This is a genomic window from Alkalispirillum mobile (assembly GCF_003664325.1).
GTDB classification, from domain to species: domain Bacteria; phylum Pseudomonadota; class Gammaproteobacteria; order Nitrococcales; family Halorhodospiraceae; genus Alkalilimnicola; species Alkalilimnicola mobilis.
In genome coordinates this window covers 496,883-521,050 of sequence record NZ_RCDA01000001.1, presented here as the reverse complement: position 1 = coordinate 521,050, position 24,168 = coordinate 496,883, and the positions used below count along the sequence as shown (strand labels likewise).

Genomic DNA, 24,168 nt, shown 5'->3' with positions numbered 1-24,168 from the left:
TCTCCCGGTCCCGATTCAGTCCGTGGCGGCTGGCGAGCGCATGGCACGCAGGCTGTCCACGTCACACTCGAGCAGGCGCTCGGTGGTGCGCACCAGGGTGCGGGCCACCTTGTAGGTGGTCTCCAGGGAGACCGATTCATTGGGCGCGTGGGCCAGGTCGATCTCGCCCGGCCCGTAGATCACGGTGGGCACCCGTGCCAGGCGCACCCAGCCGGACATGTCGCAGCCGTAGGGGGCCGCGCTGATGACGGGGGTCCGGCGGTATTCCTCTTCGGCGGACTCGGCCAGCGCCTGCACCAGGGGGTGATCCTCCGGCGTGGCGGCGGAGCCGAAGCCGGAAGCCAGCCGACTGATGCGCGGCGGGTTACGGCTCAGCCAGGGGTCGTCGCGGATGGCCTCGTCGATGGCGCGCCGGAAACGCGCCTCCGCCTGTTCAATCGTCTCGCCCAGTGGCACGCCCACCCGCACCTGTGCCTCCAGGGAGTCCATGACGCTGGAGGACCAGAGCCCCCCGCGGATGGTGCCCACGTTGGTGGCGTAGGGCAGGGGGTGGACCCTCATCAGTGGATGGGATTCGGCCTCGTTGACCGCCTTTTCGTCGGCGCGCATGGCCTCGTAGAGGGTGATGAAGTGGTCCAGGGCGCTCTCACCCTGCAGACGCTTACTGGCGTGGGCGGACTTGCCCGGCACCTGGATGCGCAGCGACATGGCGCCGGCATGGGCGATTAGCAGTTCCGGGGTGCCATCCTGGACGGTGGGTTCGGGGATGATAGCCACGTCCGCGTCCCAACCGCCGCGGATAGCGGCGAGGGTGCCCAGGCCGCTGTCCTCTTCGGCGGGAACGGCGGCGAAGACGATGCGGCCGGGGAAGTTGCGGCCGCTTTCCGCAAAGGCCTCGAAGGCGGCCATTGCCGCAATCAGGCCGGACTTCATGTCCGAGGCGCCGCAGCCGTAGATGCGGTCACCGCGGGTTACGCCGGAGAAGGGCTCGTCCTGCCAGTGGCTGTAATCCCCCGGGGGGACCACGTCCACGTGACCGGTGAGCAGCACCGAGGGGCCGGGCTGTTCACCCCGGAGCACCCCCACCACCACCGGGGCCCAAGCGCGCTCCACCTCGTGTCCGGGGTAGCGGTGGTCCCGTTGCAGGGCGGCGATGCCGTCGTTCCAGTAGTCGATTTCCACATCCTGCTGCTGCAGCCAGTTGGCGATCTGCGCGACGGCGGCATCCTCCTCGCCGGTGATGGAGGGGATGCGGATTAGGGAGACCAGGCGGTCGCGGATCCGGTCGATATCGACGAAGGAAGTGCGTCTGACCATACGGCCGATCCTCTGTGACGGCGGGGCCGGGTGAACGTGATGCTATGCTCGCCAGATGAGTGTAGATGAGCCGCCGCGCAATATGGCCCCCGGGGGTGAATCCGTGCCACCGCCGCGGTTGCGGCGCGGGCGCCTGGCCCTGCGACCGACCCAGCCGGAGGATTGCGCGTTCGTACTCGCCGTGGAGCGCGACCCGGACAACGCTCGTTACGTGGGGCAGTGGACCGCCGCCCGGCACCGCGCCTGCATGGACGGCGCGGGTTGGGTGCATGCGGTGATCGAGGAGGCGGGGGAGCCGGTGGGCTACGTGGTTCTGCAAGATGCCGATGACCCGGACGGAAATCTGCTGCTGCGCCGGATCGCCCTGGCGCGCAAGGGGGGCGGGCGTGGTCGCGCCGCCCTCATCCTGATCATGCGCTACTGCTTCGAGGTGCTGGGCTTCCACCGGCTGTGGCTGTACGTGGCCGAGCACAACAAGCGGGCCCTGCGCCTGTACCTGGGCCTGGGCTTTGTCATGGAGGGCACGGCGCGGGAGTGTGCCGTGGAGGGTGGTCAGCGGTATTCCATGCACGTCCTCTCCCTGCTGGAGGGCGAGTACCGCCTGCGCCTGGCCACGGCCCGCCACCGCCGCGTTCAGCTGTAGTTGGTGGGCACCACGTCGGCGAACTGGAAGTCCAGCGCCTGCATGACGTCGCGGAACTTCTGGTGCAACTCCGCCTCTTCGGCCGCCCCCAGAAAAATGTCGCCAATCTCGAAACTGTAGCTGTCCTGGGCGGGCAGTTCTGACAGGCGCATGCCTTCCTGCACCGACAGGTGCACGATGAGTTCTGGATAAACCCGCTTGAGTGCGTCGATCTCCTCCTCGGACGGGACTCGGGTAACCACCGTGTCGCCGAACACCCGCGGCATGAACTTGCCCGCCATGGGGAACCGCCCCTCCGGCCGGGGGAAGTCCGGACGCCGGCCCAACGCGATGTCGATGGCCACTTCGTGATGGGAGGCCCCGGTGGCGATCTGGAAGATGGGGCAGTGGGATTTGGAGATGCGAGGGTTGATCTCCAGCAGCCAGATCTTGTCGTCAGATTCGTCCCAGAAGAACTCCATGTTGAACGGGGTGTGGTCCAGGCCGATGTGGTTGAGCAGCTTCTCGGCATGGCCGATCATTCGGTTCCTCACCCCTGCGGGCAGTTGCGAGGGGTACTGGTAGCTGAAAAAGCTCACGTTGTTGGCCGCCCGCAGGGAGTCCACTACCGCATACACCACGACCTCACCGTTATACACGTACCCTTCCAGGGTGCAGAGCCGACCGCTGATCAGCCCTTCGGCGATGCAGGTGGCGCCACTGCCGCGGTCGGGCAGGGCGGCGCGGTTCTCGCACTGCTCCACGATGTAGTCGAACGGTTCGGCGAACACGTGGATGTGCTCGCGGATGGTGGCCATGGCCTCCAGGTACTGTTGTTCGTTCTCTATTCGGAATCCCAAGTAGGAGGAGAAGGCCACCGTGGGCTTGAGCCAGAAGGGGTAGGCCACGTCCAGGTCGGCCAGCGGATCGTCGCTGAACGGGTCCAGACCCTGGAAGTCGGGCGTGCACTCGGGCACGGCCTGCTCGCAGGCCAGCCGGTTCCAGTATTTGCTCTCGCAATAGAGCACGCTCTCCAGGCTCGGGGTGGGCAGGCCGTGCTCCCGACGCAGGATGGGCAGCATGGAAGTGGTGGGGAAGTCCCAGTGGCCGATGATGCCGTCCAGCGCGGGGGCGTCCGCGAGGGTGCGGCGGGCCTCGGCCATGATCTCCGGCATGGGGTAGGACTTGGGCAACACCATGGTGTCGTAGTCCACCAGGCCGTGGAAGGTGTAGTCGCCCGCGTTGCGCACGGTCTGCAGTTCGGCCAGATTGAAATCGTCCAAACCGATTACAAAGATGTGTCGGGTCATCGGTAATGCTCTCTCCGCTTCGCCAATGCGGGCCCGCGCTCATGGCCGGCCACAACCCCTCAATTTAGTAGAAGAACCCGAGGATGCCGGCTGCCGTGGGGTAAAGGGACAGCTTGGGGGCCATGGCGCGCAGGAATTGCCATACTGGGGACACGACCGAGCAGTGATCGCGGGAGGCGCGCCGATGGATGTATGTGACGGTTTCGCCGGGGCAGTGGGTAACACCCCCCTGATCCGCCTCAAACGGCTTTCCGAGCAGACCGGCTGCGAGATTCTGGGCAAGGCCGAGTTCATGAACCCGGGTGGCTCGGTGAAGGACCGTGCGGCCCTCTACATCATCCTTGATGCCGAACGGCGGGGCCTGCTGCGCCCGGGCGGCACGGTGGTGGAGGGCACCGCGGGCAACACCGGTATCGGCCTGGCGCACCTCTGCAATGCGCGGGGCTATCGCTGTGTCATCGTTATCCCCGAAACCCAGACCCGGGAGAAGATCGACCTGCTGCGCACGCTGGGCGCGGAGGTGCATACCGTGCCGGCACGCCCCTACAAGGACCCGAACAACTACCAGAAGGTGGCGGGGCGCATGGCGGACGAGATGGACAACGCCATCTGGGCCAACCAGTTCGATAACATCGCCAATCGCCAGGCGCATTACGAGACCACCGGCCCGGAGATCTGGGCGCAGACCGGGGGGCGGCTGGACGGTTTCGTGGCGGCCACCGGCACCGGTGGCACCCTGGCCGGGGTGGCCCGCTACCTCAAGGAGCAGTCGGCCCAGGTGCGGTGCGTGCTGGCCGATCCCCACGGCAGTGCGCTCTACCGGTACGTGAAGAAAGGCACCCCGGAGGTGGTGGGCAGCGGGTCCATTACCGAGGGTATCGGCAGTACCCGGGTCACCGCCAACCTGGAGGGGACCCCCATCGACGATGCCTACAGCATCGCCGACCCGGAGGCCGTGCAGCAGGTCTACCAGGCCCTCCACCAGGAGGGTCTGTTTCTGGGCAGTTCCTGCGGGATCAACCTGGGGGCGGCGGTGCGCCTGGCGCAGGCACTCGGGCCGGGCCATACCGTGGCCACCATCCTCTGCGACGGGGGCGCGCGCTACTACTCCCGCCTGTTCAATCCTGAATGGTTGCGCGAGAAGGGGCTGGCGCCGGAGACTACCGGGGACATCCCGCAGGGCTGACCCGGAGGTCCTTTTTGACCAGCAAGGCAGAGATCGCGGCGTTTCTGGCCGCCGAGTTCCCCCAGACCCGCTGCACGGTGGAGGCGGTGGGGCACCGCAGCGCCAGCGTGCGCCACCCCATCGGCGAAGATGAGCTGCGCCCCGGTGGTACCGTATCCGGCCCGGTGATGATGGCGGTGGCCGACGTGGCGCTCTACGTGGCGCTGCTCGGTGCCATCGGGATCGTGCCGCTCGCGGTGACCACCAATCTGAATATCAACTTCCTGCGCAAGCCGTCGGCGGACCGGGACATCATCGCCCGTTGCACCCTGCTCAAGGTGGGCCGGTCGTTGGCGGTGGGGGAGGTTTCGCTTTACTCCGAGGGCTGGGAGGACCCGGTGGCCCACGCGGTGGGAACCTATTCGATCCCGCCGGATGCCGGCCGTTAATCCACGGTGACCCATCGGCCACCGGTGTATACCTCGTGCGGCCGGAAGTCCGACTTGTAGCGCATGGATTCGCACCCGGCCACCCAGTACCCCAGGTAGACGTAACTCAACCCCAGGCGCTGGGCCTCGTTGATCTGCCAGAGGATGCCGAGTGTGCCCAGGCTGCGCCGGGGCAGGTCCGGGCGGAAGAACGTGTAGACGGCGGACAGGCCGTCGGCCACCAGATCCGTCACCGCCACGCCGAGCAGCTCGTCGCGCTCGTCGCGGAACTCGTAGAAGAGGGTCTCGCACCAATCGGCGCGCAGGAACTCCAGGTACTCGCCGATCGACGGATCGGCCATCTCGCTGCCCGGATGGCGGGCCTGCAGGTAGTCGCAGTACAACCGGTAGTGCTCGTCCCGGTACTCCGGCGGCAGCGGTTGCACCAGGGCACCGGAATTGGCCTTGAGGCAGCGCCGGTGGCGCCGTCGGGGGCGGAAGGCCGCCACCGGGATGCGCAGGGACTGGCAGGCGTGACAGTCCTCGCAGCCGGGCCGGTAGATATAGCTGCCGCTGCGCCGGTAGCCCTGGCGTATCAGGTTACTGTAAAGGCCGGGCGAGAGAGAGGCCTCCGGGTCCACGAACCAGGTGCAGGCGGTCTCGCCATCCAGGTAGGGGCAGGCGTGGTCGCCGGTGGCGTACACCGGCAGTCGGCGGAGCAGGTCGCTACGCCCCATGGAGCACCTCCGGTGCGGTGGCACGGGTCTGGAACTGACGATGCACGGCCACCGGGTCCAGGTCCGGGTCAAACTGCCAGGGGCCGCGCCGGTGTGGCCTTGCAAGGGCCGCTTCCAACTCCCGCAAAAAGCGTGACCGGCTGACGTCCACGGCGCCCATGCGTTGCAGGTGCGGCGAACTCACCTGGCAGTCGAACAACCTGAAGCCCCACCGGTGGAGCTGTGCACTGAGCCAGGCCATGCAGGCCTTGGAGGCATCGGTGCGGTGGCTGAACATGCTCTCGCCGAAGAAGGCCCCGTGCAGGGCGACGCCGTATAACCCACCGACCAGTTCGCCCCGGTCGTCCCAGCACTCCACCGAGTGGGCGACGCCCAGATGGAATAATTCCTCGTAGGCCGCCATCATTTCGGGCACGATCCAGGTGCCCGGCTGGTCCGCGCGGGGGGCGGCGCACCCGCATATGACGCCGCGAAAGTCGGTGTCCAGTGTGACCGTGAAGGTGTCGCTCCGGAGCCGGCGCGCCAGGCGGCGGCTCACATGGAGCCAGCCGGGGTGGAACATGCAGCGTGGGTCCGGGCTCCACCAGAGGATGGGCTGGCCGGGGCCGTACCAGGGGAATATCCCCTGGCGGTAGGCCTGTTCCAGGCGCACGGGCGACAGGTCGCCGCCCACCGCCAGCAGGCCGTTGGGCTCGTCCATGGCCTGCTCTGCGGCGGGGAAGGGACTGCGCGGGTTATGTTCGTCCAGCCAGTAAAGCCGTTGCATGGGTTCTGCCGGGTCGCGCCAGATTCATGACCGATCATATCACCACCACCGGGCGGGTGTCCGGCTGGGTGCCCGCATGGACTCTTGGGTGACAGCCTGAGGAAATCGCTGTATCCTTCTGACTGAATTGATACTTCTCCTTCTGCCGGAAAGCCCGGCCCAGCAGCTGATGACCGAATGACCGTGGCCCGATCGCAAACCAAAAAGCCCGCGCCCTCCGCCTTGGGGCACCACGTGACCCGTCGCCTGCGGGAGGCACTCCTGCTGGTGCTGGCTGCGGTGGCCGTGTTCATGCTGTTGGCGTTGGTCACCTACCATCCGCAGGATCCGGGCTGGAGTTACAGCGCCCATACCGAACAAGTGCACAACGCGGGCGGCGTGGTGGGCGCCTGGTTTGCCGATTTCACCCTGTACCTGTTTGGCTACCTGGCGTACCTGTTCCCACTCATGATGGGTTACGCGGCGTGGCTGGCCTGGTGTTGGCGGCGCGACGGCGGGAAGCTGGATGGTGGCATTCTCGCCGTGCGGGGTGTGGGGTTCGTCGTCACCCTGGCGTCCGGTGCCGGGTTGGCGGCGCTGCACTTCAGTACGATACCCGAAACGGTGCCCCTGTCCGCCGGCGGGGTGCTGGGCGACCTGGTCGGCAGCGGGCTCGGCGGGTTGTTGAATTTCGAGGGGGCAACGCTGTTCGCGCTGGCGCTGTTCCTCGGTGGCATTACCTTGTGCACGGGTCTGTCGTGGCTGGGGCTCATGGACCGCACCGGCAGGCTGGCGTTCCGGGCGACTGGGTGGAGTGGTAAACAGCTGGCGCGCCTGCGCGAGGGGCTGGCGGCGTACCGCGAGCGCCAGGCCGAGCGCGCGCGGGCAGCGCGTGAGGCGCGGGCGCGGCAGCCGGAGGTCCGGGCGCCATCGAAGCCGAAAAGTGTTGCCCGGAAGGCGCCCAAGATCACACCCGCCCTGCCCAGCATGCCCAAGCCCAAGGCACCGGCGCCGGATACCTCGCGCGGCGGGGCCAAGGGCCAGCAGATCGAGCTCTTCCACGACAAACCGGCGCCCGGGGCGCACCCGCCCGCAAGCCTGCTGGACTCGCCACCCGAGCATCAGCCGGGCTACTCCGAGCAGGAACTGGAGGAGATGTCGCGGCTGGTGGAAGCCAAGCTGGCGGATTTCGGTATCGAGGTGGAGGTCACCACTGTCCAGCCCGGGCCGGTCATCACCCGCTTCGAGCTCAAGCCGGCCAAGGGCGTGAAGGCCAGCCAGATCACCAACCTGTCGCGTGACCTGGCCCGCTCCCTGGCGGTCATATCGGTGCGGGTTATCGAGGTGATTCCGGGCAAGTCGGTGATGGGGCTGGAAATCCCCAACGAGCACCGGCAGCTCATCGCCTTTTCCGAGATCATCCGCTCTGCGGAGTACGAAAAGGCCCAGGCGCCGCTCACCATGGCGCTGGGGCAGGATATCGGCGGCCACCCGGTGGTGGCGGACCTGGCCAAGATGCCCCACCTGCTGGTGGCAGGCACCACCGGCTCGGGCAAGTCGGTCGGGGTCAACTCCATGATTCTCAGCCTGCTCTACCGCAACGGCCCCGAGCAGGTGCGCCTGATCATGATCGACCCCAAGATGCTCGAACTGTCGGTCTACGACGACATCCCGCATCTGCTCTCGCCGGTGGTCACCGACATGAAGGAGGCGGCCAACGCCCTGCGCTGGTGCGTGGCCGAGATGGAGCGCCGCTACAAGCTGATGGCCTCGGTGGGGGTGCGGAACCTGGCCGGGTACAACAAGAAGGTGCGTCAGGCCCGGGAGCAGGGCGAGCCACTGCGCGACCCGTTGTGGAAGCCGGACGAGCAGATGGGCTACGACGTGGAGCCCGAGGCGCCGGAGCTGGAGCCGCTGCCCTTCATCGTCGTGGTGGTGGACGAGTTCGCCGACATGATGATGATCGTGGGCAAGAAGGTCGAAGAGTTGATCGCCCGGCTGGCGCAGAAGGCCCGGGCGGCGGGCATCCACCTGATCCTGGCCACCCAGCGCCCGTCGGTGGACGTGATCACCGGCCTGATCAAGGCCAACATCCCCACGCGGATCGCCTTCCAGGTTTCCTCGCGGGTGGACTCGCGCACCATCCTCGACCAGCAGGGCGCCGAAGCGCTGCTGGGGCACGGCGACATGCTTTACCTCGCTCCCGGTTCCGGCATGCCCAACCGCGTTCACGGCGCCTTCGTCTCCGACCAGGAGGTACACCGGGTGGCGGACTTTATCCGCCAGACCGGGGAACCCGACTACGTGGACGAGGTCCTTCAGGATACGACCGACACCGCGCCCATTCCCGGCATTCCGGGCGAGGGCGGCGGCGACGGCGAGCAGGATCCGCTGTACGACCAGGCGGTCGCGGTGGTCACCGAGACCCGCCGGGCCTCCATATCCGGGGTGCAGCGGCGCCTGAAGATCGGATACAACCGTGCCGCCCGTATCGTCGAAGAGATGGAGGCCGCGGGGGTGGTCAGCGCGCTGCAGCCCAATGGCAGCCGCGAGGTACTGGCCCCGCCGCCCCCCAAAGACTGACGGCCAGGGCGCGAGTCGAGGAGTATTGAGCCTATGCGCATCACCCCGCTGTTCCCGCTGCTGTTGCTCCTGCTGCTGGGGCTGAGTGCCCCGCCGGCGCTAGCCGAAGAGCAGACCCGTGCCGACCTGGCGCGCTACTACGACGATGTGACCAGCCTGCAGGGCCGCTTCACCCAGCAGACCCGCGATGAGTCCGGCCAGGTGCTGGAGGAGTCCAGCGGCGAGTTCTGGATCGAACGCCCGGACCGGTTCCGCTGGAACTACGGCGAGCCGTGGCCGCAGGAGATCGTCTCCGACGGCGAGAAGCTCTGGGTCTACGACGAGGACCTGGAGCAGGTGAGTGTGCGGACGCTGGCCGACAGCCTGGGTAGTGGGCCGGCGGTGCTACTGGGTGGCACCCTGGAGGAGCTGGAGGCGGCCTTCGAACTCAGCTTCCCGGAGCCGGGCCGGGTGGCCTTGCAGCCACGTGAGGCCAGCCTGGACTACGAGTACGTCCTGTTGCGGTTGGACGACGGGGTGCCGGTGGAGGTGGAGCTGGAGGACGGCCTGGGCCAGATCACCCTGCTCAAGCTCGAGGAGCTGGAGCGGGATGCCAGCATCGATTCGGCGCTGTTCGACTTCCAGCCCCCGGAAGGCGCTGACGTGATCGAGACCGGCGGAGGGCAAACGTTTTGAGCCACCAGGAGGGGCTGCCGGGGCTGGAGCCCGGGCCGGCCGGCGACCGACCAGAGGCAGGGCCTGCCGCCGGGGGCGGTGTGGCGGACCTGGCCGGGCGCCCTCTGGCTGACCGCATGCGCCCGCGGCGGCTGCAGGAGTTTATCGGCCAGGACCACATCCTCGGCGAGGGTCGGTCGTTGCGCGAGAGCATCCGCGCCGGTCGCCCCCACAGCATGATCCTCTGGGGGCCGCCCGGCACAGGCAAGACCACCCTGGCCCGGCTGGTGGCGGCGGCCGCCGATGCCCGCTTTCTGACCCTGTCGGCGGTCATGGCCGGGGTAAAGGATATCCGCGCCGCGATGGAGGAGGCCACCCAGATCCGTGCCGCCGGTGGGCGCACGATCCTCTTCGTCGACGAGGTGCACCGCTTCAACAAGGCGCAGCAGGATGCCTTCCTGCCCTGGGTGGAGGACGGCACCGTGGTGTTCATCGGTGCCACCACCGAAAACCCCTCCTTTGAACTGAACAATGCGCTGCTCTCCCGCGCCCGGGTCTATGTGCTCCGTGCCCTGGACGAGGCCGCCATCGCCGACGTAGTGCGCCAGGCGGTCGCCGACCCTGAGCGCGGCTACGGTGGCCGGGTCCGGCTGGCTGACCCGGCGCTCGCCCTGCTGGTGCGGGCCGCCGATGGCGATGCCCGCCGCGCCCTGACGACCCTCGAGATCGCCGCCGACCTGGCGGAGTCCGATACCGTGGACGAGCCGGCCATCCGCGAGGCGGTGGCTGGCGGGACGCGGCGCTTCGACAAGGGTGGTGATGCGTTCTACGAGCAGATATCGGCCCTGCACAAGTCGGTGCGCGGCTCTGATCCGGACGCTTCCCTGTACTGGTTCTGCCGGATGGTGGATGGCGGCTGCGACCCGCTCTACATCGGCCGCCGGGTGATCCGCATGGCCTCGGAGGACATCGGTAACGCCGACCCCCGGGCCCTGCAGATTGCCCTGGACGCGGTGGCCGCCTACGAGCGGCTGGGCAGTCCCGAGGGCGAACTGGCGCTGGGGCAGGCCGTGGTCTACATGGCCAGCGTGCCCAAGAGTAACGCCGTCTACGCGGCCTACAACGCCGCCATGCGGGACGCCCGCGAGCAGGGCAGCCAGGAGATCCCGGTCCATCTGCGCAACGCGCCCACCAAGCTCATGAAGGAACTGGGCTACGGCCGGGCCTACCGCTATGCCCACGATGAACCCGGTGGCTACGCGGCGGGGGAGACCTACTTCCCCGAGGCGATGGGGGTGCGCCGCTACTACCGGCCGCTGGACCGCGGTTTGGAGAGTCGCATCGCCGAGCGCCTGGAACGCCTGCATGAAATGGATCGAAAGGCTGGCCTGAATCGGCCGGATTAGCTCAAGGAGTTGCCCATGCCTGCGCGCTTGCGCATAGCGCTTATTGCTGCAATTGCACCACTCGTACTCGCGGCCTGCACGGTCGCCTCGGAGCGTTCAGACTCACCGGACGGGGAAGCCGCGCCCGAGCCCGGCCAGGACCAGGCGTACCAGTGCGGTGATGTGCGTTTGCACGCGGAGTTCGAGGCCGACGCGGTCATCGTCCACCTCGGGATGGGCACACTCGGGCTGTCGCTAGACGAGGCCGCGTCCGGTGCGCGTTACACCAACCGACACGGCGACGAATTCCACACCAAGGGGATAGACCAGGCCGTGCTGACGCTGGCCGGAGAGGAGGCGTTGCAGTGCCGGGCCACTGACCAGCTCCCGCCATGGCGTGAGGCAGAGCTGCGGGGTGCCGGCTTTTGGGCAGTGGGCCAGGAGCCGGGGTGGATGGTCGAGGTGAACAACAGCCAGACGCCCGCCCTGGAGATCACGCTCGATTACGGTGAGCGGGAACTGGCCTTTGATCGGATCAGTCCCTTTATCAGTCCCGATGGTGGCACCGCGTTCCGGGCGGAGTCGGATGATCACCGGGTGGAGCTGCACATCCAGCGCGCCACCTGTCGCGACAGCATGAGCGGCGAGCGTTTCAACGCCACCGTGGAGCTACGGGTGGACGATAGCCACTACCAGGGCTGCGGCCGGTTCCTTCGTCCCTGACGCCCGAGCGGGTACAATGCCCGGCTTATTCCATTTCCCAATACAAGAAGCAAAGGCATGCTGGATACACGCAAACTGCGACAGGATATCGAGGCGGTGGCCGGGGCCCTGGCCCGGCGCGGCTACACGTTGGATGTGGCGCACTACCGCGACCTGGACGAGCGCCGGCGCGAGCTGCAGGTGCGCACCCAGGAGCTGCAGAACGAGCGCAATACCCGCTCCAAGTCCATTGGCCAGGCCAAGGCCCGCGGCGAGGACATAGAACCGTTGAAGGCCGAGGTGGCCGACCTGGGCGCGCAGCTGGAGGCGGCCAAGCGCGAACTCCAGGCGGTGCAGGACGAACTCCACGAGATCCACACCGGCATGCCGAACCTGCCGCACCCCGACGTGCCCGAGGGTGACGACGACAGCGAAAACATCGAGGTGCGCCGCTGGGGGACGCCGCGGGAGATGGCCTTCCGGCCCCGCGATCACGTGGAGCTAGGCGAGATCCTGGACGGGGGGCTGGACTTCGAGGCGGCAGCCAAGCTCACCGGTGCCCGCTTCGTGGTCATGCGGGGCAGGGTGGCCCGTCTGCACCGGGCGCTGATCCAGTTCATGCTCGATATCCACACCGCCGAGCACGGCTACCAGGAGATCTACGTCCCCTACATGGTGAACCGGGACAGCCTCTTCGGGACCGGGCAATTGCCCAAATTCGCCGAGGACCTTTTCCACCTGGACGCCGAGCAGGACTATTATCTCATTCCCACGGCCGAAGTACCGGTCACCAATATGGCCCGGGATGAAATCATTGACGCGGACCAATTGCCGCTGAAGTTCGCCTGTCATACCCCCTGTTTCCGCTCTGAAGCCGGCAGTCATGGCAAGGATACGCGGGGGATGATTCGCCAGCACCAGTTCGAAAAGGTGGAATTGGTCCAATTGGTGGAACCGGAGGCCTCCTGGGATGCGCTGGAAACCCTGACGGGTCACGCAGAGACCATTCTGCAGAAACTGGACCTGCCCTATCGGGTGGTTACCCTGTGTTCCGGCGATCTGGGCTTCTCCTCGGCCAAGACCTACGACATCGAGGTCTGGTTGCCCGCGCAGGAGACCTACCGGGAGATATCCTCCTGCAGCAACTTCCTGGACTTCCAGGCCCGGCGCATGCAGGCTCGCTGGCGCAACCCCGAGACGGGCAAGCCCGAGCCGCTGCACACGCTGAATGGTTCGGGGCTGGCCGTGGGGCGCTGCCTGGTGGCGATCCTGGAGAACTACCAGGAGGCCGATGGCCGCGTTACGGTGCCGGAGGCGTTGCGGCCCTATATGGGTGGTATTGATCGACTGTAAAAACGGTCTGAGTTAATAACCGAACGGCCCACTCAGGAACTGGCTATCCGGGTGGGCCGTTTCTATACTGGCCCCAGATGGAAAGCGCACGTTAACTGTTTAGGATAGTCAAAATACAATTAAATCTCCATTTTGGTTGACGTCGTGGGCGTATGACCCCCATCAGCGGTGGCGGAATGCCCCGGTTTGCTAACGTTTGCGCTGGGTAAGCAGGAGGAAATCATGGCTAAGCGCGAGACGACGGACATGGTGTCGGACCTGATGGAGATGGCCCACAGGAGTTGGCAGCAATGGATGGAGTTCGGGCAGCAGTGGGGGGTGCAGCCCGGACAGACCCCGGACAACCTGGACAAGGCGTGGCAGGACAACCTGGATTCCATGGAAAAGCTGGTGCAGGACGCGCTGCGGGTGCAGGGGGAGTGGATCAAGCTCTGCCGGCACGCCGGGTTGGGCGATGAAAACGCGCCGCGTCCGCTCAGTGATATGAACGAGACCAGCTGCAACCTGATGGAAAACTGGCTGGAAGCGCGCTCGGCCCTCTGGGAGCGCTGGTTCGAGCAGGCACGACGGCTCGATCTCAACCGCTCGGACCTGCCCTTGCAGGGCGACGAGGCCCGGGAACAGTTCTTCGATGTCTGGCGGAACATGGTCGACACCATGATGAAGAGCCAGCAGGCGTTGATGCATCAGGTAGAGGAGATTGCCGAAGAGCAAGGCGTTGCGCCGGCGGCCATCGGCGAGAAGTCGCAGGTCGCGGAATCAACCGCCACCCGCACTCGGCGTCGCGGTGGCGGCAACTCCGAGGGGGAGGGTGACGCAGCAGGTGGCAGTGAGGCCGCATCCGGCAGTGCGGCCAAGGGTGGCAGCAAGCCCACCGGCCAGGCCGCTCGACAAACTGCGAGCCGAAGGTCTACTTCGGCTAGTGGGTCGGCGGCCAGTGGGTCGGCCAGCCGGCAAAAGCCCGCCAGCCACTGACTGGGGTGGTGCCCATCCGGGGCGGCGCCGGTACGCCGGTTGCCTGCTCCGGCTTGTGGCCCGGGGTGGCTTACGCCTGCCGAATCAACGGCTGCAACTCGGTGAGAAAGGCCTCCCGTTCCTCAGCGGAGCGGGTCTGTATCGCCCGCTCCACCACCTCGCTGGTCAGGTGGGGGGCGAACAACTCCATGAACTCGTACATGTACCCCCGCAGGTAAGCCCCGCGCCGGAACCCGATGTTGGTGATGCTGTCCTGAAACAGGTGGCTGGCGTTCACGGCGACCAACCCCTCGTCCCGCTCCGGTTCGAAAGACATGCTGGCAATAATCCCCACGCCCAGGCCAAGTCTTACGTAGGTCTTGATGACCTCGGAGTCCGTGGCCGTGAACACCACGTTGGGCTCAAGCCCCTCGTTGTCGAAAGCCTCGTCCAGCTTGGATCGTCCGGTAAAGCCGAAGACGTACGTGACCAGGGGCCACTCGGCGATGGCCTCCAGGGTCAACGGCTTGACCTGGGTGAGTGGGTGGTCCTCGGGAACAATGACGCTGCGATTCCAGCGGTAGCAGGGCAGCATCACCAGGTCTTCGAACAACTCCAGCGCCTCGGTGGCGATGGCGAAATCCACTTGGCCGCGGGCCGCCATCTCCGCGATCTGCATGGGCGTGCCCTGATGGATGTGTAGGCTGACGTTGGGGTAGCGCTCCCGGAACTGGCCGACTACCCGCGGCAGCGCATGCCGTGCTTGCGTATGGGTGGTGGCTATACTGAGACTGCCGCGCTGTTCGTCCACGAAATCAGCGGCGATGGAACGGATGTTCTGAACCTCGCCCAGGATGCGTTCCGCAGACTCGAGGATGGCGCGCCCGGCCGGGGTGATGTGGGTGAGATGCTTGCCGCTACGGGCGAAAATCTGCACCCCAAGCTCATCCTCCAGCAGTCGGATCTGCTTGCTGACGCCGGGTTGAGAGGTGTACATGGCGTCGGCGGCCGCGGAGATGTTCAGGCCGCGTTTTGCCACCTCGGCGATGTAGCGTAACTGGTTCAGTTTCATGTGGGCACCTGCTAACGCTCAGCGTCATTATTAAATTAATGCATAAAAACTTGCAAACACTGTTGTCTAACGGTGTAAGCGGTTGCGCGCACAAACCTGACCCCGTCGCGGTACAATGAGCCTACCAATCGCTCTGGCTTGAGCTGAACAGCAAGGTGGTGAATGTCTGAGCAGGGTTCGAATATCGGCGTGGCGGACTACCAGGAGCGCCCTGGTACCAGCGGCCCGCGACGGGTACCGCCCACGGCGACCGTACTGGTCATCGACGATGAGCCGGGGGTCCGCAATTTCCTTGAGCGTGCCTTGGCCCGGCACTTCCGCAACGTGCGCGCCGCCGCCAACGTCAAAGAGGCGGAGCAGGCGCGGGCGGAGGGCCACTATGACCTCATCATCTCCGATATCCGGCTGCCCGGCGTGAGCGGGGTCGACTGGGTGGAGGCGGTGCGGACGCAGGGCGACCCTACCGACGTCATCTTCATCACCGCCTACGCGGACCTGGAGACGGCCATCGCCGCCCTGCGCGCGGGGGCGAGTGATTTCATCCTCAAGCCCTTCCGCATGGACCAGCTCTACACCGCCATCGACCGCTGTTTTGAGCGCCGGAGCATGCAGCGGGAGAACTACCTGTTGCACCGTCAGTTGGCGGCAGTGCGCCCGGACACCGGGCTGGTGGGCAAGAGCGAGCTGATGCAGCGCGTCTGCCAGGTGCTGCGGCGGCTGGCCGCTGCGCCCAGCACCGTGCTGATCCGTGGTGAGTCGGGCACCGGTAAAGAGCTTGCGGCCCGGGCCCTGCACCGCTGGAGCGGTCGCGAGGGCCCCTTCGTGCCGGTCAACTGCGGGGCCATCGCCCCGGAACTGATCGAGAGCGAGTTGTTCGGGCACGGCAAGGGGGCCTTCACCGGGGCCCAGGAGGCGCGGGAGGGGCTTTTCTCCCACGCCCGCGGCGGCACGCTCTTTCTGGACGAGATCAGTGAGATGCCCCTGGCCATGCAGGCAAAACTGCTCCGGGTGCTGGAGGACCACCGGGTGCGCCCGGTGGGGAGTGACCGCGAGGTACCGGTGGATGTCCGAGTGGTGGCGGCCAGCAACCGGGAGCTGGCAGAGGATGTGAACGAGGGGCGGTTCCGCAAGGACCTGTATTACCGCCTGGATGTGGTCAGCGTCGAACTGCCCCCGCTGCGCGAGCGCAGCGAGGATATCCAGCCCCTGGCCGAGTACCTCATCCAGACCCTGGCCACCGAGCTGGGCGTGCCGCCCATCGTCCTCGGCCGGGAGGACCTGGCGGCGTTGCACCGTTACCCCTGGCCCGGCAACGTGCGCGAGCTGCGCAACGTGATCGAGCGGGCCCTGTTGCTGGGCTGCCCGGCGGCGGATTGCATCAGCGGTTCGAACATCCCGGTGCCGGACAGTGCCGACACCGGGCCGGCGGTGCCGGACGCCCCGCCCGGTAACGCCTGGACGCCACTGGACGAGGTGGAGCGGGTCCATATCCTGCGTGTGCTCAATGCCTGCGACAACAATAAGTCGGAGGCGGCCCGGCGCTTGGGCGTGGCCCGCAAGACGCTGGATCGTAAGCTGGCCCGCTGGCAGGAGGAGGGCCGCCTGTAACCGGGGCGCCGAACGTCATGCGTTGGCAATTGCCCGCCCTCTCGGTCCGGCACAAGCTCCTCTTGCTGGTGCTCTTCCCGGTGTTGTTGCTGATGCCCGCGACCCTTTTCCTGGTGGGGTACTGGGTCCACAAGATCAGCGACGACCAACTGACCATGAAGGTCAGCACCGATCTCAGCGTGGCCAACGACGCCTTCCAGCGCCTGGCGGATGACCACCTGGACCGCATTGCCCGGCTTGGCGAATCCCACAGCTTTCGACTGGCATTGGAAGCCGAGGACACGGAGGCGCTGGGGGATGCGGTTCATGACTGGCAGTCGGAATACGGATTAACCTTCCTCAACCTGCGTGCGGCGGATGGCCAGGCCCTCTATCGCCAGACCCTGCCGGCGCCCGAAGAATCTCCGGCCCACCCACTGCTCCGCGCGGCACTGAGCGACGAGCCGCGGAGTGAGATTGAGATCTACGGCGAGGAGCGGCTTCGCGCGCACTCCGAGGACCTCGCCGAGCAGATGCGCCTGCCCATCCTGGAGACTGCCCGCGCCGAACCCACCGACCGGGAGCTGGAAACCCGGGCCATGATGCTGCGCGCGGTCTACCCGGTGCGCGGTCCGGATGGGGAGGTGCTGGCGCTGTTGGACGCCGGCCTGCTGCTCAACGGCAACTTCGACTTCGTGGACGCGATTCGGGAAGTGGCCTACCCGGAGGGCAGCCTGCCCGATAACCGGCCGGGCACGGTGACACTCTTTCTGGATGATGTGCGCATCAGTACCAACGTGCCTCTTGGCCCGGGGGAGCGCGCCCTGGGCACGCGCATCTCCCGGGAAGTGGGGGACAGTGTGCTGCGCGAGGGCGATGTCTGGATTGGCCGCGCGTTCGTGGTGAACGACTGGTACATGTCCAGCTACCAGCCGGTGGTGGATGTGCACGGAGAGCGGGTGGGGATGCTCTATGCCGGTTTTCTGGAGGCCCCGTTCCGGGCCGAGATCACTCGCGGGCTGCAGGCGCTGGGGGTGCTGTTCCTGGTGCTGATTCTGTTCGGCACGGCCATCGCCATCCGCGGCGCGCAGTCGGTGTTTAGTCCCATCGAGCGCATCGCGCGGGTGGTCCGGGCCACTGGTGCGGGGCAGGCGCAGCGGGTGGGCCCGATCAACAGCCGCGACGAGCTGGGGGAGTTGGCTCGGGAGTTCGATGGCATGCTCGACCTGCTGCAGGCGCGCAATGCCCAGATCCAGGAAGCCGCCGACCGGCTGGAGGAAAAAGTGCGGGAGCGCACCGCCGAGCTGACCGCCCGTAACGAGGAGTTGGAGCGCACCATCCGGCTGCTGCGCCGCACCCGCCAGCAACTGGTGGTGGCGGAAAAGCTGGCGGCGCTCGGTGAGTTGACCGCCGGCGTTGCCCACGAGATCAATAACCCCACCGCGGTCATTCTGGGCAACATGGATGTCCTGATCGAGGAGCTGGGCGAGGACGTCGCCCCGGTGCGCCACGAGGTGGAGCTGATCATCGAGCAGGTCTACCGGATCAGGGACATCGTGGACAACCTGCTGCAGTACTCCCGCCCCGGCGATTACGTGGGGACGCTGTCCGATACTGACGTCAATTCGCTGGCCCAGCAGTCCGTGGACCTGGTGGGCCACCTGTCCCGGCGCCGGGCGATCGAGGTCACAACGCGCCTGGATGCCGGGCGGACGGTGCGCATCAGCCCGCGGGAGTTGCAGCAGGTGCTGGTCAACCTTCTGCTCAACGCGTTGCACGCAGTGGCCGATGAAACCGGCCGGGTCACCGTGGAGACCGCCGACTGGGATGAGCGCGGGGTGGTCATTACCGTGACCGACAACGGGGTCGGCATCCCTCAGGAAGTGGTGGATCAGATCTTTAACCCCTTTTACAGTACCCGCGACGAGGGGGAGGGCACCGGCCTGGGCCTGTCGATCAGCTACGGTTTGATCCGCCGCTATGGCGGGCAGATCACCGTGGATTCCCGCGAGGGGGCAGGCAGCCGCTTCCGGGTCTGGCTGTTGAGTGAGCCGCGTCTGGCCGACGAGCGGGAGCTACTGGAGCAATTGGATGCAATCAGAGAGGGAGACTAGCGAGGGCACGCCAGGACCAGCGCTGCCAGCGCCGCGCCTCCAGGACAGCACCCTGACCACCTGGCACTGGCTGATGGGCGGTGCTGCGCTGGTAGTGCTGCTGGCCGGCCTGAAGGCCGCTGCCGGGGTGGTTACCCCGTTGCTGCTGGCCGCCTTCCTGGCGGTGGTGTGCGCGCCGCCGTTGAGCTGGATGCGCCGCCGTGGGGTGCCGGGGCCGTTGGCGGTGCTGGCGCTGTTCGTCGCCGTGGGCATGGGGTTTTTCCTGCTGTTCCTGGCGCTGCAGGGGGCGGTGGAGAGCATGGCGCGGCAGGCACCGCATTACCAGGTGCGCCTGCTCAGCATGTTCGACGAACTGATGGTCTGGGTTGTCGGGCTGGGGGTGCCGGAAGACCTGTTGCCGGAACAGCCGCCACTGCCGGAACTGGCGGACCTGACCGGCCTGGCCCGGGCGGTAGCCGGTGGCCTGGGGCAGTTCACCGCCACCACCTTCCTGGTGCTGCTGGCCTTCATGTTCCTGCTGCTGGAGGAGACCTATCTGCCCGGCAAGCTGCGCGCCGCTTTTCCCAGGAGCCGCCGCGGCGGAGTGCGTGCCCGCCGATTTCTCCGCTCCGTCTACCGCTACGTCCTGATCAAGAGCGCGACCAGTCTGGCCACCGGTGTGCTGGTGGGGGTAGGCCTGGCCGTGATCGGCGTGGACTTTCCGGTGCTCTGGGGCATCCTCGCCGGCTTGCTCAACTTCATCCCCACCGTGGGCTCCATCGTGGCGGCGGTGCCGGCGGTGATGATCGCGCTGCTCGGCCTCGGGCTGGTGGAGGGGCTGCTGACCCTGGCGCTTTACGTGGCGGTCAACGTGGTGATTGGCAGCGTGCTGGAGCCCCGCTTCATGGGCCACACGCTGGGCCTGTCGCCACTCGTGGTACTGGTGTCGTTGATGGCCTGGGGGTGGGTACTGGGCCCGGTGGGCATGTTACTCTCCATCCCGCTGACCATGATCGCCAAGCTGGCGCTGGAGGCGCAGCCCGGCACCCGCTGGCTCGCCATCATGATGAGCGACCGCGCCCGCGGCCACTGACCGCCGCGTCCGCTCAACCCACCTGCTTGCGCATGGCGGCGAGCCAGTCCTCCGGGCTCGCCGGGGTTTCCCCGTCCAGCACCTGGGCGGCGGCGCGGACGGCCGCCCGGTTGTCCACGTGTGCCAGGGCCGGTCCGGTCTCCAGTTCAACCAGGAAGGGGGAGAGCTCCGCCGCGCTCACTCCCTGACCGTCACCCCGGTCGATGCGGTCTGCGTGGTGGAGGGTGACCCGGTTCTGGCCCCGGGTGATGGCCACGTAGGCCAGGCGCCGCTCCTCCTCCAGGTTGTCCACCCGTCCGTCCCGGGCCAGCGGCATCAGCCCCTCCGTGAACCCGAAGATATGGACCTCCGACCACTCCAGGCCCTTGGCGCCATGCACCGAGCAGAGGGTGACGCAGGCCTGGTCGGCATTGCTGTCATCGGAGGCGCTGGCCGCAATCTCCAGGGCGCTCATCCAGCGCTGTGCCGGGGGTGGGTCGCCATCCATCGCGGCCAAGCGGCGGTTGACCGCCCGCTGGACGGCGCCCAGGCGGGCACGCGCCGGCTTCAGTGCCTTGTCCATGGCCTCCGGGGCGGGCCGCAGGCCGTCGCGCTTGAGGGCCGCCCGCGCGCGGTTGTTCAACCACTCCGCGAACTGCGGGGTCTGGAGACACCACTGGCTGAGGGCCTGCGGCCCGAGGCGGAACAGGTTGTCCAGTGCCTGGCGCAGGCGCTCCACCGCCTGGCCGGCCTGGGGCGGCAGTTGGTCGGTGGCGGCCAACGGGTCGTCGGCGCTGTTGATCAGGCGGCTGACCCCCCGCGCCCCCAGCCCCGGCACGAGGTCAGCGAGCCGGGACAGGGCGCGCACGTCCCGGCGGTTGGCGGCGAGCCGCCCGGCAGCCAGCATCATGCGCACATCGGCGTGGCCGAGCAGGTCCATCCCGGCCTTCACCCGGTAAGGGATGCCGTGGCGCAGCAGGGCACCCTCCAATGGGCGGGCGAGCCGGTTCTTGCGGTAGAGCACCGCCACGTCCTCGGCGCTGAGGCCGGCGCGCAGCCGGTCGCGGATATCCGTCACCACCGCCTCGGCCATCTCCTCCGCCTGGGTATGACGGACCAGGGTGATCGGGGCGGGCCGCTCCGGTTGGCGTACCGCCCAGGGGTTCTTCTCCAGCCGCTGGCGGTTGTGCCGGACCAGGCTGACGGCACCGTCCACGATGGGCGGGGTAGAGCGGTAATTGCGCTCCAGCCGGTAGACCGTGGCCCGCTGTTCGTCGATAAACTCCCTCAGGTTGGCCGGCCGGGCGTGCCGCCACTCGTAGATCGCCTGATCGTCGTCGCCCACCAGCATCACGCTGCGGTTTTCCGGGATCAGCAGCCGGAGCAGCCGGAACTGGGCACCATCGGTATCCTGGGCCTCGTCCACGGTGACATCCTGCAAACGGGCGCGCAGTCGCCGCTGCAACTCCGGGTTACGCCGCAGCAGCCGGGCGGGCAGCAGGATCAGGTCGGAGAAATCCATGATCGCCGCCCGGCGCTTTTCGCTGTCGTAGCGGCGCAGGCGCTGGACAAGCCGGGCGGTGGCGCCGGGACCGAACCCTTGCGCCTCCAACTCATCGCGCATGGCCTCGAGGTGATCGGGCTCGGTCGGATCCAGGCCGGCGGCGGCCATGGCATCCTGGGCGTCCATGGCCCGCTGTCGCCGGGCCCGGTCGGGGAACGGGCCGGCGAGCAGGGCGTCCAGCATGCGGCGGCTGTCCTCGGCGTCCATGAGGGTGGCGTTGCCGGGCACGCCGATGCGCTTGCCGTGGTCGCGGATCAGTCGGCTGCCGAAGCTGTGGAACGTTCCGATCCAGGGCAGGTCCACTCCCTCGGGCAGGCGGGCGGAGAGCCGCTCCCGCATCTCTGCGGCCGCCTTGTTGGTGAAGGTGAGCAGGACCATGGCGTGGCCGGGGACACCGCTCTCGGTGAGCCGGCGGGCCGCGCGCTCGGTGGTGCAGCGGGTCTTGCCGGAGCCGGCGCCGGCCAGTACCGCCGCCGGTCCCTCTTCGTGGGCCACTACCCGGGCCTGATCCTGATCCAGCATGGGCGCTTCCCTGGTGGAGACTGTTTGCAACCGGGCTGCGGATTGTACCCGGAATCGGGCTAGAATGCGGGGCAGGCGATCGATCCAGCGGTTGACGGAGATGCGGAACGGATGGTCAAGAAGGGAGGAAGAGTGCCGGCGGTGAGGCTGTGGCTGGTCACAGTGCTCGTGCTGCTGTTGCCGGGCATCGCGTCGGCGGACTCTCTGCCTGGCCCGGTGGCCCGCGTGGTCGACGGGCTGGGGGTGGACCGGAACCACGTTAGTGTCTGGGTGCAGCGCCTGGGTGACTCTGAGCCCCTGTTGGCGCACCAGCCCGATACCCCCCGCAACCCCGCCTCTGTGCTCAAGCTCGCCACCAGCCTGGCCGCCCTGGAGGGGCTGGGCCCGGACTACCGGTGGCGGACGGAACTCCACGCCCTGGGCCCGGTGCGCGACGGCGTACTGGAAGGCGACCTGTTGATTCGCGGTGGTGGCGACCCCTTCCTGGTCACGGAGGAGTTCTGGAAGCTGACCGGTGCCTTGCGACGCAAGGGCGTTTCACAGATCACCGGTGACCTGGTGCTGGATACCCGCTATTTCGACCTGCCGGCCGAGGATCCCGGCGCCTTTGACGGCCGGCCGCGGCGCGCCTACAACCAACCCCCCCATCCCTTGCTGGTCAACTTCAACGCGGTCAGTTTTGAAATCCAGCCCACCGGGGAGGGCAGCCCACGGGTGGCCGCGGATCCGCCTCTGCCCGGGCTGGCGTTGAGCAATCGCCTCGCATTGCAGCCGGGTGCCTGCGGCGGCTTCCAGCGCGGTGTGGCGTTCCACGTGCTCGAGAACCCTGGCGGGAGTCTGCCCGGGGTGCTGTTGGAGGGGCGTTACCCGTCCGGTTGCGATGACTGGCGTTTGGTGCGGACGGTGCTGCCCGTCGAGGACTATGTGCACCAGCTGTTCGGGTTGTTGTGGTCGCAGTGGGGCGGTGACTTTGACGGTGGCTGGCGCCTGGGCCAGCAGCCCGAGGACGATGCGGCGCCGCTGGTGGTGCACGAATCGCCGCCCTTGGGGCAGATACTGCGCCTGGTCAACAAATACAGCAATAATGTAATGACGCGTCACCTCAAGCTGACCCTGGGGGCGGAGCGGTTCGATGCACCGGCCACCTCCGAGAAGGGGCGCGTGGCGGTGCTGGAGGTGTTGCAGGAGCTCGGTATGGATACCGACGGTGTGGTGATGGATAACGGCGCGGGCCTGTCCCGTAACACCCGTATCACCGCCCGCCAGGTGGCCCAGCTGCTGGCGCTGGCCTGGGAGCATCCGTGGATGCCGGAATTTGTCTCGTCGCTGGCCATTGCGGGGCTGGACGGCACGCTTCAGCGCCGCTTCGACGAGGGGCCGGAGCGGGGGCGGATGCATCTCAAGACCGGCAGGCTTAATGACGTGGCAGCGGTCGCCGGCTATGTTCGTCCGGATGAGGGGGGCGAGCCGCTGCTGGCGGTGGTGCTGGTCAATCACCCCGGTGCCCATCAGGGGCCGGGCCAGGAGATTCAGGAGGCCGTGCTTCGATGGGCATTTCGGCAGTAGTCGGGCCACAAGCCGAGGCGCCTGGTATCGCCCTTGGCGAAGGGGGAATCGCTTGACGGTGCGCGGCGTGTCCCGTGGGCTGCGAGCAGCCCTGCTGCTGGTGTTATTGCCGTTATTGGTGGTGGCGATGCTGGCGGCCAATATCTGGTGGTTTGGTCATCGCGACGACAACGCCCCCGCCGATGCGGCGATCATTCTGGGGGCCGCGGCCTGGAACGGGCGCCCTTCTCCGGTTTTCCGCGAACGCATCCGGCACGCTGTCAGCCTGTACGAAGCGGGGCGGGTCGAACTGCTCATCTTCACCGGCGGACAGGCGCCGGGCGAGCCGCTGGCCGAATCGGTAGCCGGTGCCCGCTACGCCATCCACCACGGGGTGCCGGCAACGGATGTCCTCTGCGAACAGGCCTCGGCGGATACCCTGAATAACCTGCGGGGCGCGGCCGCGATTGTGGAATCGGAGGCCATCGGGCGGGTGCTGGTCGTCAGCGACCCGCTGCACCTGCGCCGCGCCGTGACCATGGCGCGGGACCTGGGCCTGGACGCCCATCCGTCGCCCACCGCCACCAGCCGCTTCCAGGGGATGCGTGCCAAGAGTGATTTTCTCTGGGCTGAGGTTCGCCAGTATGGGGGGTACCTGTTGCAGCGGCCTTTCCTCGACCCCAGCGCCAACCCCTCCGCTATCGGGCCGTGTGAGCCGTTGGATTAGGCCGGGCCACACCGGAATTCGCGGCGCGGCA

Annotated in this window: 20 protein-coding genes; 14 read left to right on the top strand and 6 right to left on the bottom strand. The window is 67.4% G+C overall.

Annotated features, from left to right (window positions below):
* Positions 1-15: 15 nt before the first annotated feature.
* Positions 16-1,317, bottom strand: coding sequence for an ArgE/DapE family deacylase (locus tag DFR31_RS02460; protein WP_121441072.1), 1,302 nt, complete (start codon positions 1,315-1,317; stop codon positions 16-18).
* Between the two features lie 55 nt (positions 1,318-1,372).
* On the opposite strand from DFR31_RS02460, the gene DFR31_RS02455 reads away from it, so the two are divergent.
* On the top strand, positions 1,373-1,960 hold the full coding sequence (locus tag DFR31_RS02455; RefSeq protein WP_121441071.1) for a GNAT family N-acetyltransferase: 588 nt from the start codon (positions 1,373-1,375) through the stop codon (positions 1,958-1,960).
* On the opposite strand, the gene DFR31_RS02450 is transcribed toward DFR31_RS02455, so the two are convergent.
* Positions 1,951-3,249 carry an ATP-grasp domain-containing protein gene (locus DFR31_RS02450; protein WP_121441070.1) on the bottom strand — a complete coding sequence of 433 codons (1,299 nt, stop codon included), beginning with the start codon at positions 3,247-3,249 and terminating at the stop codon, positions 1,951-1,953. The two genes, DFR31_RS02455 and DFR31_RS02450, sit on opposite strands and share 10 nt — an antisense overlap.
* 184 nt (positions 3,250-3,433) lie before the next feature.
* Between DFR31_RS02450 and DFR31_RS02445 the strand changes: the two genes are divergently transcribed.
* Entirely contained in the window at positions 3,434-4,435 is a 1,002-nt protein-coding gene (locus DFR31_RS02445) for a cysteine synthase A (protein WP_121441069.1), read from the top strand.
* Between the two features lie 14 nt (positions 4,436-4,449).
* Entirely contained in the window at positions 4,450-4,863 is a 414-nt protein-coding gene (locus DFR31_RS02440; protein WP_245971062.1) for a PaaI family thioesterase, read from the top strand.
* Here the strand turns inward: DFR31_RS02440 and DFR31_RS02435 are convergent.
* Positions 4,860-5,579 carry an arginyltransferase gene (locus tag DFR31_RS02435; RefSeq protein WP_121441067.1) on the bottom strand — a complete coding sequence of 240 codons (720 nt, stop codon included), beginning with the start codon at positions 5,577-5,579 and terminating at the stop codon, positions 4,860-4,862. The genes DFR31_RS02440 and DFR31_RS02435 overlap by 4 nt on opposite strands.
* Complete coding sequence (aat, locus tag DFR31_RS02430; RefSeq protein ID WP_121441066.1) at positions 5,569-6,345, bottom strand: leucyl/phenylalanyl-tRNA--protein transferase; 777 nt, start codon at positions 6,343-6,345, stop codon at positions 5,569-5,571. The genes DFR31_RS02435 and aat overlap by 11 nt, the downstream gene beginning before the upstream one ends.
* 177 nt (positions 6,346-6,522) lie before the next feature.
* Here aat and DFR31_RS02425 point away from each other — a divergent pair, with 177 nt between their 5' ends.
* From DFR31_RS02425 to DFR31_RS02400, 6 genes are all read left to right on the top strand, one after another.
* A complete protein-coding gene (locus tag DFR31_RS02425; protein WP_121441065.1) occupies positions 6,523-8,907 on the top strand; it encodes a DNA translocase FtsK in 2,385 nt (794 codons plus the stop codon).
* Positions 8,908-8,940: 33 nt separating this feature from the next.
* Complete coding sequence (gene lolA / locus DFR31_RS02420) at positions 8,941-9,582, top strand: outer membrane lipoprotein periplasmic chaperone LolA (RefSeq protein ID WP_121441064.1); 642 nt, start codon at positions 8,941-8,943, stop codon at positions 9,580-9,582.
* Complete coding sequence (locus DFR31_RS02415; protein ID WP_121441063.1) at positions 9,579-10,967, top strand: replication-associated recombination protein A; 1,389 nt, start codon at positions 9,579-9,581, stop codon at positions 10,965-10,967. Before lolA ends, DFR31_RS02415 begins: the two co-directional genes overlap by 4 nt.
* Positions 10,968-10,982: 15 nt before the next feature.
* Positions 10,983-11,669: a COG3650 family protein gene (locus DFR31_RS02410; protein WP_121441062.1), complete on the top strand. Its 687-nt coding sequence runs from the start codon at positions 10,983-10,985 to the stop codon at positions 11,667-11,669.
* A 57-nt stretch (positions 11,670-11,726) separates the two neighbouring features.
* Positions 11,727-13,001, top strand: a complete 1,275-nt coding sequence (serS, locus tag DFR31_RS02405; RefSeq protein ID WP_121441061.1) for a serine--tRNA ligase — start codon at positions 11,727-11,729, stop codon at positions 12,999-13,001.
* Positions 13,002-13,223: 222 nt separating this feature from the next.
* The gene (locus DFR31_RS02400; protein ID WP_121441060.1) at positions 13,224-13,976 is read left to right on the top strand and encodes a hypothetical protein; all 753 of its coding nucleotides are present in this window, start codon (positions 13,224-13,226) and stop codon (positions 13,974-13,976) included.
* Positions 13,977-14,046: 70 nt separating this feature from the next.
* Here the strand turns inward: DFR31_RS02400 and cysB are convergent, their stop codons facing one another.
* On the bottom strand, positions 14,047-15,027 hold the full coding sequence (gene cysB / locus DFR31_RS02395) for an HTH-type transcriptional regulator CysB (RefSeq protein ID WP_121441059.1): 981 nt from the start codon (positions 15,025-15,027) through the stop codon (positions 14,047-14,049).
* 162 nt (positions 15,028-15,189) lie between these two features.
* Between cysB and DFR31_RS02390 the strand changes: the two genes are divergently transcribed.
* The 3 genes from DFR31_RS02390 to DFR31_RS02380 are packed head-to-tail and all read left to right on the top strand — an operon-like array spanning position 15,190 to position 19,800.
* The gene (locus tag DFR31_RS02390) at positions 15,190-16,635 is read left to right on the top strand and encodes a sigma-54-dependent transcriptional regulator (RefSeq protein ID WP_121441058.1); all 1,446 of its coding nucleotides are present in this window, start codon (positions 15,190-15,192) and stop codon (positions 16,633-16,635) included.
* Positions 16,636-16,652: 17 nt separating this feature from the next.
* Entirely contained in the window at positions 16,653-18,728 is a 2,076-nt protein-coding gene (locus DFR31_RS02385) for a sensor histidine kinase (RefSeq protein WP_121441057.1), read from the top strand.
* Positions 18,706-19,800: an AI-2E family transporter gene (locus DFR31_RS02380; RefSeq protein WP_121441056.1), complete on the top strand. Its 1,095-nt coding sequence runs from the start codon at positions 18,706-18,708 to the stop codon at positions 19,798-19,800. Before DFR31_RS02385 ends, DFR31_RS02380 begins: the two co-directional genes overlap by 23 nt.
* Positions 19,801-19,813: 13 nt before the next feature.
* Here DFR31_RS02380 and DFR31_RS02375 read toward each other — a convergent pair whose 3' ends face one another.
* The gene (locus DFR31_RS02375) at positions 19,814-21,865 is read right to left on the bottom strand and encodes an ATP-dependent helicase (protein ID WP_121441055.1); all 2,052 of its coding nucleotides are present in this window, start codon (positions 21,863-21,865) and stop codon (positions 19,814-19,816) included.
* Between the two features lie 111 nt (positions 21,866-21,976).
* On the opposite strand from DFR31_RS02375, the gene dacB reads away from it, so the two are divergent.
* Together dacB and DFR31_RS02365 are read left to right on the top strand one after the other, a co-directional pair.
* Positions 21,977-23,431: a D-alanyl-D-alanine carboxypeptidase/D-alanyl-D-alanine endopeptidase gene (gene dacB, locus DFR31_RS02370; RefSeq protein WP_121441054.1), complete on the top strand. Its 1,455-nt coding sequence runs from the start codon at positions 21,977-21,979 to the stop codon at positions 23,429-23,431.
* Between the two features lie 67 nt (positions 23,432-23,498).
* Complete coding sequence (locus DFR31_RS02365) at positions 23,499-24,137, top strand: YdcF family protein (RefSeq protein WP_170153576.1); 639 nt, start codon at positions 23,499-23,501, stop codon at positions 24,135-24,137.
* Positions 24,138-24,168: the final 31 nt, after the last annotated feature.

Excerpts from the sequence above, each read along its gene's own strand:
- dacB (WP_121441054.1), top strand. The coding sequence starts at position 21,977 with ATGGTCAAGAAGGGAGGAAGAGTGCCGGCGGTGAGGCTGTGGCTGGTC.
- DFR31_RS02445 (WP_121441069.1), top strand. The coding sequence starts at position 3,434 with ATGGATGTATGTGACGGTTTCGCCGGGGCAGTGGGTAACACCCCCCTG.
- DFR31_RS02460 (WP_121441072.1), bottom strand. The coding sequence starts at position 1,317 with ATGGTCAGACGCACTTCCTTCGTCGATATCGACCGGATCCGCGACCGC.
- aat (WP_121441066.1), bottom strand. The coding sequence starts at position 6,345 with ATGCAACGGCTTTACTGGCTGGACGAACATAACCCGCGCAGTCCCTTC.
- DFR31_RS02455 (WP_121441071.1), top strand. The coding sequence starts at position 1,373 with ATGAGTGTAGATGAGCCGCCGCGCAATATGGCCCCCGGGGGTGAATCC.
- DFR31_RS02425 (WP_121441065.1), top strand. The coding sequence starts at position 6,523 with ATGACCGTGGCCCGATCGCAAACCAAAAAGCCCGCGCCCTCCGCCTTG.
- DFR31_RS02450 (WP_121441070.1), bottom strand. The coding sequence starts at position 3,249 with ATGACCCGACACATCTTTGTAATCGGTTTGGACGATTTCAATCTGGCC.
- DFR31_RS02380 (WP_121441056.1), top strand. The coding sequence starts at position 18,706 with ATGCAATCAGAGAGGGAGACTAGCGAGGGCACGCCAGGACCAGCGCTG.
- serS (WP_121441061.1), top strand. The coding sequence starts at position 11,727 with ATGCTGGATACACGCAAACTGCGACAGGATATCGAGGCGGTGGCCGGG.
- DFR31_RS02400 (WP_121441060.1), top strand. The coding sequence starts at position 13,224 with ATGGCTAAGCGCGAGACGACGGACATGGTGTCGGACCTGATGGAGATG.
- DFR31_RS02375 (WP_121441055.1), bottom strand. The coding sequence starts at position 21,865 with ATGCTGGATCAGGATCAGGCCCGGGTAGTGGCCCACGAAGAGGGACCG.
- DFR31_RS02390 (WP_121441058.1), top strand. The coding sequence starts at position 15,190 with ATGTCTGAGCAGGGTTCGAATATCGGCGTGGCGGACTACCAGGAGCGC.
- lolA (WP_121441064.1), top strand. The coding sequence starts at position 8,941 with ATGCGCATCACCCCGCTGTTCCCGCTGCTGTTGCTCCTGCTGCTGGGG.
- DFR31_RS02435 (WP_121441067.1), bottom strand. The coding sequence starts at position 5,579 with ATGGGGCGTAGCGACCTGCTCCGCCGACTGCCGGTGTACGCCACCGGC.
- cysB (WP_121441059.1), bottom strand. The coding sequence starts at position 15,027 with ATGAAACTGAACCAGTTACGCTACATCGCCGAGGTGGCAAAACGCGGC.
- DFR31_RS02410 (WP_121441062.1), top strand. The coding sequence starts at position 10,983 with ATGCCTGCGCGCTTGCGCATAGCGCTTATTGCTGCAATTGCACCACTC.
- DFR31_RS02385 (WP_121441057.1), top strand. The coding sequence starts at position 16,653 with ATGCGTTGGCAATTGCCCGCCCTCTCGGTCCGGCACAAGCTCCTCTTG.